Below are 14,990 nucleotides of genomic sequence, written 5' to 3' on the forward strand. Positions count from 1 at the left end.
GAAAAATCATATATATGGTTGACAACGTTGTCACGCTTCCCGTGAATAGCGCATCCGCGCAAAGACGGATTCACAACATCGTCGCTTAGGGAGTGGCCAGTGATTGCGGTGCTGAAATTCAATCTCGGAGGTGTCGGCCTATGACCGACGCCGCGATCGCCAAACCCTCCGCCAAGAGCGGCGGCCTCAAGCTTGCCGTCGTCTATGTGACCTGCCTGTTCTTTATCTGGGCCCTGGTCACCAACCTGCTCGACCCGCTGCTGAAGACCATGAAGACGGTCTTCACCCTTACGCCCGTCGAGGCCAGCCTGACCGGCTTCGCCTTCTTCATCGCCTATGGCGTCATGTCGATGCCCTCGGCCGCGTTCCTCTCGAAGTTCGGCTACGCCAAGTCAGTGATGGTCGGCCTGGGCGGCATCGTCGCCGGCTGCTTCATCGCCATCGCGGCGGCCAAGCTGCACACCTTCGCCCTGGTGCTGACGGCGCTGTTCATCATGGCCTCGGGCATCACCCTGCTGCAGGTCGCGGCCAATCCGCTGATCGCCTCGATGGGGCGGCCCGAGGACAGCTCGTTCCGACTGAACCTGTCGCAGGCCTTCAACTCGCTGGGCGCGGCCTGCGGCCTGTGGTTTGGCGCCAACTTCCTGCTCAAGGGCCAGATCTTCGAGAAGGGGATCACGATCACGGACGCCATGCGCGAGCAGGCTCTGGGCTTCGTCTCCAACGTCTATCTCGTGATCGGCGCGGGCCTGGCCCTGTTCATCCTGGCCATCTTCTTCGTGCGTCACCGGATCACCGAGGCCGCCCCGAAGACCGGTCATTTCATCAACCCGCTGTCGGCCCTGTCGTCGAAGTGGGCGAACCTGGGCGCGATTGGCATCTTCCTCTACGTCGGCGCCGAGGTCGCGATCTCGCTGAACCTGCTGCTGTTCATCGAGCAGGCCCACATCCTGAATGTCCCAGCCGAGCAGGCCGGCAAGATGACCACCTTCTACATGGTCTTCGCCATGATCGGCCGCTTCGCCGGTTCGGCCTTGCTGAAGACGTTCAAGGACTACGTGCTGCTGACGGCCGTGGCCGTCGGCGCGATCGCGCTGAGCCTGGTCGTCATCCTGACCAAGGACATGGTTCCCAGCGCCCACGCCGGCGACCTGAACCTGTTGCTGGCCACCGTTCCGCTGACGACCGGCCTGATCCCGGCCTTCGCGGCGCTGCTGATCGGCCTGTTCAACTCGATCATGTTCCCGACCATCTTCACCCTGACGCTGCAGCGTTCGTCGGCTCCGGCCTCGGCGACGTCCGGCCTGCTGTGCATGGCCATCGTCGGCGGCGCGTTCCTGCCGCTGGCGTTCGCCAAGATCGAGGAGATGACCGGCTCCAAGTCGCTGGCCTTCATCGCTCCGCTAGTCTGCTACGTCTACGTCCTGTGGTTCGCGTTCGTGGCCAAGAGCGCCCCGACCCACGAGATCGAGGACGAGGCCGTCGCCGGCGGCCACTGATCGATCCAGAGACCTGCCTGCAAGCCCTCCGGGGAGCGCCATGCTCCCCGGAGTTTTTTAATGGGCGTCGGGCGGCGGAGGCGCGGCGCCCATGAGCGGCGGCGGCTTGCAGAACGGGGCCAAGACCAGGGCGACCACGAACAGCATCGCCATCACCCGGAAGACGTCGTTGAAGGCCAGGGTCAGGGCCTCGCGGCCGACCACCTTGGCCAGTTCGCCCTGCAGGATCAGCGTGGCCTGGGCGGCGTCGGGCGTGCGCTCGGCGACGCGGCCGGCCAGCGCGCCCAGCGCGTCGGTTCCTGATCGCCCGGCTTCGCCCAACGCCTCGCCGAAGCGGGCGACATGGATGCGGGCGTTGTCGCCCAGCCAGGTGTTGACCACGGCGATGCCGATCGCCCCGCCCAGGTTTCGCATCAGGTTGAACAGGCCCGAGGCGTAGCGCAGTTCGGCCGCCTCGAACCCGCCCAGCGCCAGGCTGACGCTGGGCACGATACACAGCATGATCGCAAAGCCCCGCAGCGCCTGGGGCGCCAGCAAGGCGGCGAAGCCCCACTGCGAGGTCATGTGCGAGGTCAGCCACAGCGCCGCGGCGAAAAGGGTCAGGCCCGCGCTGACGACGATGCGCGGATCCATCCGCGTGGAAAGCCGCGCGGCGATCACCGTCGACAGGATCTGGGCGACGCCGGTGACGAAGACCGTCGTGCCGATCTCCAGGCTGTCGTAGCCGCGCACCCGGCCCAGGAACACCGGGATCAGATAGGTCGATGAATAGAGGCCGAACCCGATCACCAGGTTGAACAGGCAGGCGAAGGCGAAGGTGGGCTTGCGGAACGGCGACAGGCGCACGACCGGGCCGCCCGAGCGAAAAGAGCGCTCGATGAACAGGGCGAAGGCCACCAGCGCGACCCAGGCGACGACGGCGATGCCCGTGTCCTCGAACCACTGCCGGCGAGGCCCTTCCTCCAGCACGTACTCCAGACCGCCGAGAAAGACGGCCATGGCCGCCAGGTGGGAGTAGTCGATGGTCTTGAGCATGGAAGGCTTGGGTCGGTCGACCTTGATCAGCCTGATCGCCAGCAGGGTGACCAGGGCGCCCGGGACGATGTTGACGTAGAAGATCGAACGCCACCCGATCGCCTGGGTCAGCCAGCCGCCGACCGTTGGGCCCAGCGTCGGCGCCAGCACCGAGACCATGCCCAGGATCGCCGGGATCATCGCCCGCTGCGGGCCTGAGAACATCGCAAAGCCGGTGGCGAAGACGGTCGGCACCATGGCTCCGCCGGTGAAGCCCTGCAGGACCCGGAACAGGATCATCGAGTCGATGTCCCAGGCCATGCCGCACAGGGCCGACGAGATCGTGAAAAGGCCGGCCGACAGGGCGAACAGCCAGCGCGTCGACAGCGCCTGGGCCAGGAAGGCGGCGAAGGGGATCATCACCAGCTCGGCCATCAGGTAGCCGGTCTGCACCCAGCTGATCTCGTCAGGGCCCGCCGACAGGCCCGCCTGGACGTCGTTCAGCGAGGCGGCGACGATCTGGATGTCGATCAGGGCCATGAACTGGCCAAACGCCATCACCGCAAAGATCAGGAACTTGGTCGGCGTGGGCAGGGCGCCCGGGTCGATCGGAGTCTGGTTCGCGCCGGCCATGCCCGCCCCTTGAAAGTATGATGCCTATAATATTATATGGATCATATCATGGAGGGCGCAAGCATGCGCTACGACGCAGAGCACAAGCAGAAGACCCGCCAGCGCGTTCTGGACGAAGCCGCCAAGGCGATCCGGGAGGAGGGGCTGCACCGTCTGGGCGTGGCCGGGATCATGGCCCGCGCGGGCCTGACGCACGGAGGCTTCTATGCCCACTTTCCGTCCAAGGAGGCCTTCGTCGCCGAGGCCATCGCTCACATGTTCGAGGCCGGCCCCCGGCTGGGAACCATGAAAGGTCAGCCGTCCCGGGAGGCGCTGGGCGGCTATATCGACCTCTATCTCTCGCGCCGCCATCGCGACACGCGGGATGGCGGTTGTCCGTTGCCCTATCTGGCCGTCGACGCCCCACGCCTGTCCGAGGCCGCGCGCGAGCGCTACGCCCGGGGTGTGGCTCATCTGACCGACATCATCGCCGCGCACCTGGTCGCCCTTGGACGAGAGCACGCCCAGGACGAAGCCAGCTCCACCCTGGCCGAACTGGTCGGGGCTCTGACCCTGGCTCGCGCCGAACCCGATCCCGACCGCTCAGACTCCATTCTCGAACGCTCGCGCGCGCATCTGAAGCGGCGCCTTGGCCTGGAGGCCGCCCAATGACCGACGCCACTTTCGAAGGCGCCACCGGTGCTGAAACCAAGCCCCGCGTCGAGACGCGCAAGGCGTCGTTCTCGCGCAAGACCCTGCTGGCCGTGGGCGGCGCCATCCTGGTCGCCGGCGCCGGCGCGGCCGTGATCGCCATGCCCAAGAGCTCGGTTTCCACGGACGCCGCCTACGTCCAGGCCGACAGCTCCAGCGTGGCGCCCAAGGTGCGGGGCCTGGTCGCCCAGGTGCTGGTCGATCACAATCAGACGGTTCGGCGGGGCGAGCCCCTGGTGCGGATCGATCCGGAGGAGTTCGACGCGCGCGTCGCCTCGGCCCAGGCCGACATCGCCAACGCCGAGGCCGCCGCCGCCAGCGCCCGCGCGGCCCTGATCTCGCTGGACGCCGAGCAGCGCCTGGCCGGCTCCAACATCCGCGCCGCCCAGACGGCGATCGCCGCCGCCGACGCCGAGAACGTCCGCGCCCAGGCCGACCGCAAGCGCTACGAGGACCTGGCCGACAGCGGCGCGGTGGCCCGCCGCGATGTGGAGCGCTTCCGCGCCGCGGCCGTCGGGGCCCAGTCGGCCGCCGATCGCACCCGCGCCCAGTTCGCGGTCAGCCAGGACCAGGCCGCCGTCACCGCCGCCAAGCGAGCGACCCTTTCCGCCAACCTCGCTCAAGCCGACGCAGCGGTGGCCAGGGCGCGCGCCGCGTTCGTGCTGGCCCGTCAGGACCAGGACCACACGTTGATCCGCTCGCCCATCGACGGTGTTGTGGGCGACCGTCAGGCCGAGCCTGGCGATTATGTCCAGCCCGGTACGCGGCTGATGACCATCGTGCCGATGAGGGCGCTCTACGTCGTCGCCAATTTCAAGGAGACCCAGGTCGAGCGGATGCTTCCGGGCCAGGAGGCGACGATCAAGGTCGACGCCCTGGGCGGCAAGGGGTTGAAGGGCCACGTCGAGAGCTTCGCCCCCGGCTCGGGCTCCCAGTTCTCGCTGCTGCCCTTCGAGCCCGGCACGGGCAATTTCACCAAGGTCGTCCAGCGCGTGCCGGTGCGCATCCGCATCGATCCCGGCCAAGCCGATGTCGCGCGCCTGCGCCCAGGCTTGTCGACGACCGTGAAAGTGCGGCTGAAACGCTAGCGACGCTTGGTCAGCACGCGGTCGCGTAGGGCCAGGAACGGCCTCTCGACGCCGTGGTGCAGGGCGAGCGCCGCTGTCAGCACGGTGCAGCCGTAGAGCGCCAAGGCGGGCCAGCCCGCCAGAGCCTCAGCCCCCAGCCAGACCTTGTCCAGCGCATAGACCGGCTTGTGGACGAGGTAGAGGCTGTAGGACAGCGCCGCCAACGTGGCGACGCCGGGGAGGGGAATCTTCGACAGCCACGGCTCGGCGTCGATGGCGGCGCAAAGCAGCAGGGCGACGGCCAGGGAGAACAACGGATAGCCGAAGGTCGCTCCGGCGAGGTCCAGGACCACGCCCTTGTCCTTGATCACCATCAGCGCGCCGGCCAGCGCCAGGAGGCCGGTGGTCAGCGCCGCCCACGCGGGGAGCCAGCGGGCCACGGCTTTCGGGTGGAATGTTCGGGCCGCCGCCAGCAGCACGCCGAGCAAGAGCCCGTCCAACCGCACCCAGGTCGGATAGTAGAGCCGGGCCAGATAGATGTTCCACGGCGCGTCGGGGGCGGCGAGATACAGCTCCGCCCGCAGCGCCATGCCGCCCACCAGGATCAGCCCGGCCAGGGCGGCGCCGATCCAGCGGGCGCGGCCGCGCAGGGCCAGCAGCACCAGCGGCGCCAGCAGGTAGAAGTGCTCCTCGACGCACAGCGACCAGGCCGAGCTGAACGTGCCGGTCGCCTTGCCGTCGAGACCCCAGTTCATGCTGAAGGTCAGGAACCGCCAGGCCGGTAGCATGGCCTTGCCCTCCTGCATGGTCGGGACGAGGCGGTAGAGCGCCAGGATTACGAGGAAGGCCGGTAGGATGCGAAAGGCCCGCCGCAGGTAGAAGTCCGCCAGATCGATCCGGCGACCTTGCGCCATCTTCGCCATCAACTGGCCGCCGATCAGATAGCCGCTCAGCACGAAGAAGACATCGACCCCCAGCCAGCCCCATGGCCAGACATCGGGCAACACTCCGACCCGCGCCGCCTTGGGCAGGTGCCACAGCATGACCATCAGCACGGCAAGGGCGCGCAGCAGATCCGGCCCGACGGCCCGCGCGGATTTCGTCGCGGACGTCCCGGCCAGAGCCGTCGCGTTCGCATAGTCCGCTATCCGCATGTTCGCCCCCTTGCTAGGAAGCAGTTGCAGCTTGTCCGCGGGACGCTGTCGAGGGGCTCACGCGAAGTTGTGCGGGGAAGGTTTTCTCAACCTTGCCGGCGGCTGCGCGGACTGGCCCCGGTCCAGCGCTTGAAGGCGCGGGAGAAGGCGCTGGCTTCGGAGAAGCCGACCAGATAGGCGGTCTCGTTGACCGACAATTTCTCCAGATACGTCTCGGCCATGCTGTGACGCAGCCGGTCCAGAACCTGGTCGAAGCTGACGCCCTCGGCCTTTAGGCGGCGATAGAGGGTTTGGCGGGACAGGCCGAGGGACCTGGCGATGTCGTCCATGGCCAGCTCGCCGGTGTGAAGCAGCGGGATCAGCAAGGCCTCGACCTGACCGCGCGTGGTCTTGGAGGTCTCCAGGCTCTTCAGCAACGCGTCGGCGTGGCTGTTGAACATGCCGAAGGCGTAGCGGTTCGGCCGGTGGATCGCGAGGTTCAGCCACGAGGGCTCGATCTTCAGGGCGTTCCAGGCCGCGCCGAAGGTCACCGGGGCGCGCAGGACCAGCGGGTAGTCCGCGGCGTGGGCCGGGCGAGGGCGCGTGAGGTGCGCCGCCAAGACGAAGGTGAAATCCGGATAGTGCCGGGCCATCTCGCAGGTGAAGCGGGCCAGCGCCGCCTCGACTAGCTCGGGGAAGTCGTCGACCGCGCAGCGATCCTGCAGCCACAGGCCGTCGTCGCGCGGGACCAGTTGGAAGCGCGGGCCGTCCGAGACGCCGTCCACCTCGACCACCAGGCGCGAGAACCGGTTCAGCTGCTTCAGCGCCCCACCCATGGTGTCGGCCGACTGGCAGATCAGGCCGACGATCGAGATCTGCTCGAAGCGCGTGGCCTCGGGGAACTTCAACGCCAGGGCAGGCTCGCCGGCCATGTCCTGGCCGGCGCGATAGAGCGCCTTGTAGGCCGACAGCGGGACTCGGGCGTCCTGGTCGGCGAAGTCAGCCTCGCGCACGCCGGTGCTAGCAAGCAGGGCGTCACGGTCCGCGCCCAGCGACACGGTGAAATCCAGCAGGGCCCTGAAGAACCCACCCGACACGGTCGCCTGCGCCACGCTCGTCATGCCCGAGCGGTAGCAGGGTGATCGCCGAGGTCAAGTTCGTGGCCCCGCGCGTCATGGCTCCGCTCGGCGTCGGCGCCTAGCCTCAGTTCAGAGGGATGTTCCGCCGGAAGTGGATTTGCGTATGAAGACGATCGCCGCCCGGGCGTTGAGCCTGTCGGTCGCGGCCTGGTTCGCCGCCCTCGTCGCGGGCCTGTGGGCCTTCGGGATTTATATCGTCGGCCTCTACGGCGTCGGCGCCGCGACCGGAAACTGGAGCCGCTGGAACGCGGTGCTGCCGGACGGGCACGGCTATAACCCCGGCGACACGGCGGGCAATCTGGCGCTGGGCGTCCACCTGCTGCTGGCGGTGTTCGTGACGTTCGCCGGGGCCATGCAACTGGTTCCGGCGCTGCGAGCGAGGGCGCCGGGGTTTCATCGCTGGAACGGCCGAGTCTTTGTCGCCGTGGCCTTCACGATCGCGGCCTCTGGCCTCTACATCGCCTTCACCCGCGGAGCGGTGGCCGGCCCTTACATGGCGGCCGGCAACACCCTGAACGCGATCCTGCTGATAATCTGCGCTGTCCTGGCGCTCCGCTTTGCCCTGGGACGGCGGTTCGACCTGCACCGACGCTGGGCGCTGCGGACCTTCGTGCTGATGCTGGGCGTCTTCTTCTATCGCCTGGGCATGATGCTGTGGTTCGCGGCCAACGGAGGACCGGTCGGCCACACCGACGCGTTCGACGGGCCATTCGACATCGTCCTGGCCTTCGCCCACGTCCTGGCGCCGCTCGCTATCCTGGAGCTCTACCTGCTCGCCCGCGACCGGGGCGGGGCGGTGTCCCAGTTCGCCATGGCCGGCGGCATGGTCGTCATGACCCTGGCGACGGCGGTGGGCGGCCTCTTCGCGGCCATTGGGATGTGGCTGCCGCGACTTTAGGCACAGCGGCCGTTTCAGTTTTCCTGAAGGGGCTTGCCGAAAAAGCGCGGTCGTAATTCCCAGTCATGCGGCCGACATTAGAGGCGAACTTTTCTTGAGGAACGCGCATGGCCGCCGCCCAAACCAAGAGCAGCCGCTTCATCAGCGGCTTTGGCGTGCAGGTCCTGGCCGCCATGGTCGTGGGTCTGGGGCTTGGCCTGCTGGCCCGTAACCTGGGACCGGCGGAAGGGCAGGCGGGTTACGCCCTGGCCGAGACGCTGCACCAAGTCGGCGCGATCTTCGTCCAGCTGTTGCGCACCCTGGTGCCGCCGCTGGTGTTCACCGCCATCGTCGCCTCGATCGCCAACATCGCCCAGCTGCAGAACGCCGCCCGCCTGGTCTGGCGCACGCTGTTCTGGTTCGCCGTCACCGCCCTGATCGCGGTGCTGATCGGCATCGTGCTTGGCCTGATCCTGCAGCCCGGCCTGCACACGAGCGTCGAGGCCGCCGCCGCCAAGGCGCCCAAGACCCACGGCTCGTGGCTCGACTTCCTGACCGGCCTCGTGCCCGGCAACATCCTGGGGCTGGCTGCCTCGACCAAGATCTCGGACGCCGGCGCGGCCACCACCTCGCTGTCGTTCAACGTGCTGCAGATCGTGGTGATCTCGCTGGTCGCGGGCCTCGCCGCGCTGAAGGTCGGCGAGGCGGGCGAGGCGTTCCTGAAGTTCAACGCCTCGGCCCTGGCCATCGTGCGCAAGGTGCTGTGGTGGGTGATCCGCCTGACGCCGATCGGCACCGTCGGCCTGTTCGGCAACGCCGTGGCGCAATATGGCTGGACCACCCTGGGGCAGCTGGGCGCCTTCACCGGCGCGATCTATGTCGGCCTGGCCCTGGTGCTGCTGGTCGTCTATCCGACCATTCTGGCCTTGAACGGCCTCAATCCTATCAAGTTCTTCCGGGGCGCCTGGCCGGCGATCCAGCTGGGCTTCGTCTCGCGTTCGTCGGTCGGAACCCTGCCGGTGACCGAGGCGGTGACCGAAACCAGCCTGGGCGTGCCGCGTGCCTACGCCGCCTTCGCCGTGCCGCTGGGCGCGACGACCAAGATGGACGGTTGCGCGGCCATCTATCCGGCGATCTCGGCGATTTTCGTGGCCCAGTTCTTCGGCGTGCACCTGGGCCTGTCGGACTACTTCCTGATCGTCTTCGTCTCGGTGATCGGCTCGGCCGCGACGGCGGGCCTGACCGGCGCGACGGTGATGCTGACCCTGACCCTGTCGACCCTGGGCCTGCCGCTGGAAGGGGCGGGCCTGCTGCTGGCGATCGACCCCATCCTGGATATGGGCCGCACCGCCGTGAACGTCGCCGGCCAGGCTCTGGTCCCGACTATCGTGGCCAAGCGGGAAGGGATCCTGGATCTCGACGTCTACAACGCCGCTCGCGTTCCAGCCGAGGCCGGGCTGATCGCGGCGGAATAGGCGAGCGCGGTTGCGCCGGGGCGCTTTAGCGGCGAGTTTGCCGCCCTCGTAAAGCGTCCCGGGGGATTCCATGGTTCTGAAGACGGCGAACGGCGGCCCCGTCGGGCCGAGCCGGCGGGGATTCCTGTCGGGCGCCGCCGCCTTGGCGGGTCTCGCTGTCACCGCGCCCAAGGCCTTCGCCCGCGCTTCAGATCGTATCGAGGCTCTGCTGGCGCAGATGACGCTGGAAGAGAAGGCCGGCCAGCTGTCGTGCTTCGCCGACATGATCCGGCCGCCGATCGGCGACATGAACCCGCTGGTCAACATCCGCAACGCTCAGACCCTGACCGCCGAGATCAAGGCTGGGCGGATCGGCGTCCTGATGAACGGCGTCGGCGCCCAGGCTGCGCTGGACACCCAGAAGGCCGCTGTCGAAGGTTCGCGCCTGAAGATCCCGCTGCTGTTCGCCGCCGACGTGATCCACGGCTTCCGCACTGTGTTCCCGATCCCCCTGGCCGAGGCCGCCAGTTTCGACCCGCACCTGGCCGAGCGCACGGCCCGCGCCGCGGCGCTCGAGGCGACGGCCTCGGGGCTGCACTGGACCTTCGCGCCGATGGTCGACGTCGCGCGTGACCAGCGCTGGGGGCGGGTGGCCGAAGGCTCTGGCGAGGACGTCTTTCTGGGCGAGGTCATGGCCGCGGCCCGGGTGCGCGGCTTCCAAGGCAAGGACCTGAAGGCCGACGACAGCATGCTGGCCACGCCCAAGCACTTCGCCGCCTACGGCGCCGTGACGGCGGGCCTGGAATACAATTCCGTCGAACTATCCGAAGCCACTCTGCGCGAGGTGCACCTGCCGCCGTTCCAGGCGGCTTTCGCGGCGGGCGCCATGACGGTGATGTCGGCCTTCAACGACGTGAACGGAATCCCGGCCACCGCCAACAAGCGTCTGCTCACCGACCTGCTGCGCGGAGAGTGGGGCTTCAAGGGCGTGGTCATCTCCGACTACACCGCCGATCAGGAGCTGGTGGCTCACGGCTACGCCGTCGACGACCGCGACGCCGCCCGCCTGGCGATCCTGGCCGGCGTGGACATCAGCATGCAGAGCGGTCTCTACATCCGCTACCTGCCGGAGCTGGTGTCCTCGGGCGCCGTGCCGATGGCCGTGATCGACGCCGCAGTGCGCCGGGTGCTGGCGTTGAAGGAGGCGATCGGCCTCTTCGACAATCCCTATCGCTCGCTGGATCCCAAGGCCGAGACCTGGCACACGGCCACGCCGGCCGCCCGGGCCTTGAGCCGGGAGGCGGGGGCGCGCTCGATCGTACTTCTGAAGAACGACGCGGCCCTGCTGCCCTTGCCGAAGTCTGGGAAGCGTCTGGCGCTGATCGGGCCCTTCGCGGATGATCGGGACAACGTGCTGGGCGCCTGGGGAGGCTTCTTCGCCGACAGGAGCCTGAACGTCGACCTCGCCGCGGGATTGCGCGCCCAATTGGCCGACCCGGCCAGCCTGATCGTCGAGCGGGGCTGTGAGGTCGAGGCGGCGATCGTGGGCGGGATCGAGCGGGCTGTCGCCGCCGCCCAGGCCGCCGACATCGTCTTGCTGGCCGTCGGCGAAAGCCAGGACATGACCGGCGAGGCCAAGTCGCGCACCGACATCCGCATCCCGCCGGTCCAGCAACGCCTGGCCGAGGCGGTGGCCGCCACGGGCAAGCCGGTCGTCGTCCTGCTGCGCCATGGTCGGGCCCTGGCGCTGGAAGGCGCTGTCCGCGACGCGCCGGCGATCCTGGCCACCTGGTTCCTGGGCAGCGAAATGGGCAACGCCGTCGCCGACGTGCTGTTCGGCGTCGTGAACCCCTCGGGGCGCCTGCCGGTCAGCTTTCCCATCGACAGCGGCCAGGAGCCGTTCTTCTACAATGGCCGCACGACCGGCCGGCCGGCGCCCGCCGATCCGAACGCCCAGGAGTACAAGGCGCGCTGGCGCTCGATCCGCAACGACGCCCTCTATCCGTTCGGCTTCGGCCTCGGCTATGCCGCCTTCGCCGTCTCGGACCTGCGCCTCGGCGCCGACAAGCTGGGATGGGACGAGGTCCTGCACGTGACGGCCAAGGTGCGCAATGCTGGCCAGATCCACGGTGATCACGTGGTTCAACTCTATATCCGCGACCGGGTCGCCAGCCGTACGCGGCCGGTGCGCGAGCTGAAGGGGTTCCAGCGGGTCTCCCTGGCGCCGGGCGCCGAGCGCGAGGTCCGCTTCGAATTGCGGCGGGAGAACCTGATGTTCGTCGGCGACAACGACTATTGGATCGTCGAGCCGGGCGTATTCGACGTGTGGCTGGCCAACTCCTCGGCCGACGGTCTCATGGCGAGCTTCGAGCTTCTGGCGGCCAATTCGGGCCAGGACCCGAATCGGGTGCGCTAGACGAAACGCGCGAAAATAGGGCCAGAACTGAACTTTCGACTGTCTTTGATAGTCGCCTGATAGGCGAAATCATGCGTGGACCTGGCCGTATGCTGAAGGTCAGGATTTCGCCAGGCTCTTGTCCAGAAAGACTTTATTCCGGAGCGGAAGCCCTGGCCGACGGCGTCTGGAAAAGGGCCGTGGTGACGGCCGTGCGCTGCGTCGGCTTGTCCCGTTGAAAGGAGTTGGAAAGGAAATAAGGTTACCTTCATCGGGCCATAGTTTGGCTTGGCGCGAGACGCTGCATTGGGGGGCGTCTTTCATTTGCTTTTTGACGCGCTAAGGGCGCGCGTCTGCCAGCAAGGATGGATGAATGCCGATCTCGAGTCTCTCCGCCGCCCAGATTTCGGCGCTTTCCATCACTGCGATCCAGGGTCTGTCCACGACGGACATCCAGTCGCTTAGCGGAACCCAGGTCGCGGCCCTCAGCGCGACGGGCGTCGGCGCGCTCGTCGACACCCAGGTCGCCGCGCTCACCGCGACCCAGGTCAAGTCGCTCACCGCGACACAGATCCCGAAGTTCGCCACGTCGGTGGTCTTCGACGTCACCCAGCTTACGCAGTTCTCCAGCCAACAGGTCTCGGCCCTTACCTCGACCCAGCTGGCCGCGCTCGACACGTCCCACATCGCGGTCCTCAGCGCGACGCAGATCGGCTCGCTGTCGGCCACCAACTTCTCGGGCCTGGACGGCACCCAGGTCGGGCAACTGAGCGAGACCCAGGTCAAGGGCCTCACCGCCACCCAGTTGAAGGGTCTTTCGACCGCCGACATCGCTGAGCTCGCCGCCACGCAGGTCGCGGCCCTGGCGCCCGACCGTATCGCCGCCCTCTCGGCCGGCAACCTGTCGGCGCTCGATGCGACCCAGGTCGGCGCCCTCAGCACCACCCAAGTCGCGGGGCTGACCTCCACCCAGATCAAGGGCCTCAACACCACCGATATCGGCGAGCTGTCGGCCGCTCAGCTCGGGGCTTTCTCGACCGTCCAACTCGGCGCGCTGTCGTCGACCAACTTCTCGGCCTTGAACGCCACGCAAGTGGCCGGTTTGTCGACCGCCCAGATGAAGGGCGTCTCGGTCGACCAGATCAAGGGCCTGAACACCACCGACATCGGCGAACTGGCCGACACCCAGGTTGGAGCCCTGAGCGCCGCGCAGATCGGCGCTCTTGTTCCGTCCCAGGCTCAGCAGCTCTCGACCGGTCAGCTGTCCGTGCTGGCCGCGACGCAGATCGCCGCGCTGGGCGCCACGAACTTCTCGGCGCTGAACGCCACCCAGGTCGGTTCGCTGACCGAAACGCAGGTCAAGGGCCTGACCGCCGCCCAATTGGCGGGGCTGAACGCCACTGACGTCGGTGAGTTGGTCGCCACCCAGGTGGGAGCGCTGAGCGCCTCGCAGGTTGGCTCCCTGACCACCACGGCCTTCTCGGCGCTGGACACCACGCAAGTCGGCTCGCTGACGACCACCCAGATCAAGGGTCTGTCGACGACGCAGCTCAAGAGCCTGACCGCGACGGATATCGGCGAGCTGTCCGAAACCCAGGTGGGCGCCCTGACGGCGGGCCAACTGGGCGCGCTGAGCGCCGCCAACGTCTCGAATCTCGATGCGACCCAGGTGGCGGCGCTGTCGGCCACCCAATTGAAGGGTCTGACGACCGCCCAGGTGCAGGGTCTGACGACTACCGACATCGGTGAGCTGTCCGAAACCCAGATCGGCGCGCTGTCGGTCGACCAGCTGAAGAACCTGTCGACCACCAATCTGTCGGCCCTCAGCTCGACCCAGGTGGCGGCGCTGAGCAACACCCAGATCGCGGGTCTGACGACGACCCAGATCAAAGGTCTGTCGACCACCGACATCGGTGAGCTATCGGCGACGCAGGTCGGGGCCCTGACCTCGGCGCAGGTCGGCGCGCTGGCGACCACCCAGGTGCAGGAACTGACGACGACCCAGATCGGCGGACTCTCGTCCAGCCAGATCGGGGCGCTCTCGTCCACCAACTTCAACCAGCTGAACACCACCCAGATCGGCGTCCTGACGGCCACGCAGGTCAAGGGGATGACGGCGACCCAGCTGTCTGGCCTCAGCACCGCCAACATCGGTAACTTGGCCGACACCCAGTTCGCCGCTCTGTCGGCGGCGCAGTTGGGCTCCATGACGGCGACCGGTTTCTCGTCCCTGAACGCCACGCAGGTGGCCGCCCTCAGCGAGACCCAGGTCAAGGGTCTGACGGCCACTCAGCTGAAGGGTCTTTCGACCGCCGACGTGGCCGAACTGGCCACGACGCAGCTGGCCGCCCTCTCGACCGCCCAGATCGGCGCGCTGTCGGCGACCAACTTCTCGGCGCTGGACGCCACCCAGGTTGGCGCTCTGACGACGACCCAGATGAAGGGTCTGACCTCGGCTCTGCTGGGCGGCCTGACGGCTACCGACGTGGGCGAGCTGTCCGAAACCCAGATCGGCGCTCTGACCGCCGACCAGATCAAGTCCCTGTCGCCCGCCAACCTGTCGGCGCTGAACGAGACCCAGGTCTCGGTGCTGTCCAGCACGCAGCTGAAGGGTCTGACGACGACGCAGATCGGCGGTCTGACGACCACCGATATCGGCGAACTGTCCGGAACCCAGATTGGCGCCCTCGCCAACTCGCAGTTGGCCGCACTGAGCCAGACGAACGTCAAGGCGCTGTCGACGACCCAGCTGGCCGCGCTGAGCGCCACCCAGGTCGGCGCGTTCTCGGCCAGCAACTTCTCGGCGCTGGACGCGACGCAGGTCGGCGCGCTGACGGAGACGCAGGTCAAGGGCCTGACGGCCGCGCAACTGGGCGGTCTGACCACCGCTGACGTGGCCGAGCTGGCCGCCACCCAGGTGGCCGCCCTGACGCCGACGCAAGTGGGCGCGATCAACGCGACGGCCTTCTCGGCGCTGGACGCCACCCAGACGGCGGCCCTGACGACCACGCAGATGAAGGGCGTGAACGCCACTCAGCTGAAGGGCCTGACGGTCGCCGACATCGGCGATCTCTCCGACACCCAGGTCG

Annotated in this window: 11 protein-coding genes; 8 read left to right on the top strand and 3 right to left on the bottom strand. The window is 67.9% G+C overall.

Annotated elements, in window-relative coordinates; genetic code table 11:
• The first annotated feature begins 99 nt into the window (after positions 1 to 99).
• Complete coding sequence (locus VJ655_RS21090; protein ID WP_414646967.1) at positions 100 to 144, top strand: hypothetical protein; 45 nt, start codon at positions 100 to 102, stop codon at positions 142 to 144.
• Positions 141 to 1,499: a sugar MFS transporter gene (locus VJ655_RS09830; RefSeq protein WP_324110881.1), complete on the top strand. Its 1,359-nt coding sequence runs from the start codon at positions 141 to 143 to the stop codon at positions 1,497 to 1,499. The genes VJ655_RS21090 and VJ655_RS09830 overlap by 4 nt, the downstream gene beginning before the upstream one ends.
• Before the next feature lie 57 nt (positions 1,500 to 1,556).
• Here the strand turns inward: VJ655_RS09830 and VJ655_RS09835 are convergent, their stop codons facing one another.
• Positions 1,557 to 3,146 carry a DHA2 family efflux MFS transporter permease subunit gene (locus VJ655_RS09835; RefSeq protein ID WP_324110882.1) on the bottom strand — a complete coding sequence of 530 codons (1,590 nt, stop codon included), beginning with the start codon at positions 3,144 to 3,146 and terminating at the stop codon, positions 1,557 to 1,559.
• Between the two features lie 63 nt (positions 3,147 to 3,209).
• On the opposite strand from VJ655_RS09835, the gene VJ655_RS09840 reads away from it, so the two are divergent.
• The gene (locus tag VJ655_RS09840; protein ID WP_324110883.1) at positions 3,210 to 3,797 is read left to right on the top strand and encodes a TetR/AcrR family transcriptional regulator; all 588 of its coding nucleotides are present in this window, start codon (positions 3,210 to 3,212) and stop codon (positions 3,795 to 3,797) included.
• The gene (locus tag VJ655_RS09845; protein ID WP_324110884.1) at positions 3,794 to 4,924 is read left to right on the top strand and encodes an HlyD family secretion protein; all 1,131 of its coding nucleotides are present in this window, start codon (positions 3,794 to 3,796) and stop codon (positions 4,922 to 4,924) included. Before VJ655_RS09840 ends, VJ655_RS09845 begins: the two co-directional genes overlap by 4 nt.
• Here the strand turns inward: VJ655_RS09845 and VJ655_RS09850 are convergent.
• Complete coding sequence (locus tag VJ655_RS09850) at positions 4,921 to 6,057, bottom strand: acyltransferase (RefSeq protein ID WP_324110885.1); 1,137 nt, start codon at positions 6,055 to 6,057, stop codon at positions 4,921 to 4,923. The two genes, VJ655_RS09845 and VJ655_RS09850, sit on opposite strands and share 4 nt — an antisense overlap.
• Before the next feature lie 86 nt (positions 6,058 to 6,143).
• On the bottom strand, positions 6,144 to 7,148 hold the full coding sequence (locus tag VJ655_RS09855; RefSeq protein WP_414646965.1) for an AraC family transcriptional regulator: 1,005 nt from the start codon (positions 7,146 to 7,148) through the stop codon (positions 6,144 to 6,146).
• Between the two features lie 130 nt (positions 7,149 to 7,278).
• On the opposite strand from VJ655_RS09855, the gene VJ655_RS09860 reads away from it, so the two are divergent.
• From VJ655_RS09860 to VJ655_RS09875, 4 genes are all read left to right on the top strand, one after another.
• Entirely contained in the window at positions 7,279 to 8,073 is a 795-nt protein-coding gene (locus VJ655_RS09860) for a DUF2306 domain-containing protein (RefSeq protein ID WP_324110887.1), read from the top strand.
• Positions 8,074 to 8,180: 107 nt separating this feature from the next.
• Positions 8,181 to 9,527 carry a dicarboxylate/amino acid:cation symporter gene (locus tag VJ655_RS09865; RefSeq protein ID WP_324110888.1) on the top strand — a complete coding sequence of 449 codons (1,347 nt, stop codon included), beginning with the start codon at positions 8,181 to 8,183 and terminating at the stop codon, positions 9,525 to 9,527.
• A 70-nt stretch (positions 9,528 to 9,597) separates the two neighbouring features.
• Positions 9,598 to 11,922, top strand: a complete 2,325-nt coding sequence (bglX, locus tag VJ655_RS09870) for a beta-glucosidase BglX (protein ID WP_324110889.1) — start codon at positions 9,598 to 9,600, stop codon at positions 11,920 to 11,922.
• 352 nt (positions 11,923 to 12,274) lie between these two features.
• Positions 12,275 to 14,990: beta strand repeat-containing protein (locus VJ655_RS09875; RefSeq protein ID WP_414646966.1), on the top strand; the 2,716-nt coding region annotated here is incomplete at its 3' end.

The sequence above is a fragment of the Caulobacter sp. genome, assembly GCF_035254145.1.
Lineage (GTDB): Bacteria > Pseudomonadota > Alphaproteobacteria > Caulobacterales > Caulobacteraceae > Caulobacter.

Bases quoted from the DNA above. Each gene is read 5' to 3' on its own strand.
- VJ655_RS09830 (WP_324110881.1), top strand. From the start codon at position 141: ATGACCGACGCCGCGATCGCCAAACCCTCCGCCAAGAGCGGCGGCCTC.
- VJ655_RS09835 (WP_324110882.1), bottom strand. From the start codon at position 3,146: ATGGCCGGCGCGAACCAGACTCCGATCGACCCGGGCGCCCTGCCCACG.
- VJ655_RS09840 (WP_324110883.1), top strand. From the start codon at position 3,210: ATGCGCTACGACGCAGAGCACAAGCAGAAGACCCGCCAGCGCGTTCTG.
- VJ655_RS09845 (WP_324110884.1), top strand. From the start codon at position 3,794: ATGACCGACGCCACTTTCGAAGGCGCCACCGGTGCTGAAACCAAGCCC.
- VJ655_RS09850 (WP_324110885.1), bottom strand. From the start codon at position 6,057: ATGCGGATAGCGGACTATGCGAACGCGACGGCTCTGGCCGGGACGTCC.
- VJ655_RS09860 (WP_324110887.1), top strand. From the start codon at position 7,279: ATGAAGACGATCGCCGCCCGGGCGTTGAGCCTGTCGGTCGCGGCCTGG.
- VJ655_RS09865 (WP_324110888.1), top strand. From the start codon at position 8,181: ATGGCCGCCGCCCAAACCAAGAGCAGCCGCTTCATCAGCGGCTTTGGC.
- bglX (WP_324110889.1), top strand. From the start codon at position 9,598: ATGGTTCTGAAGACGGCGAACGGCGGCCCCGTCGGGCCGAGCCGGCGG.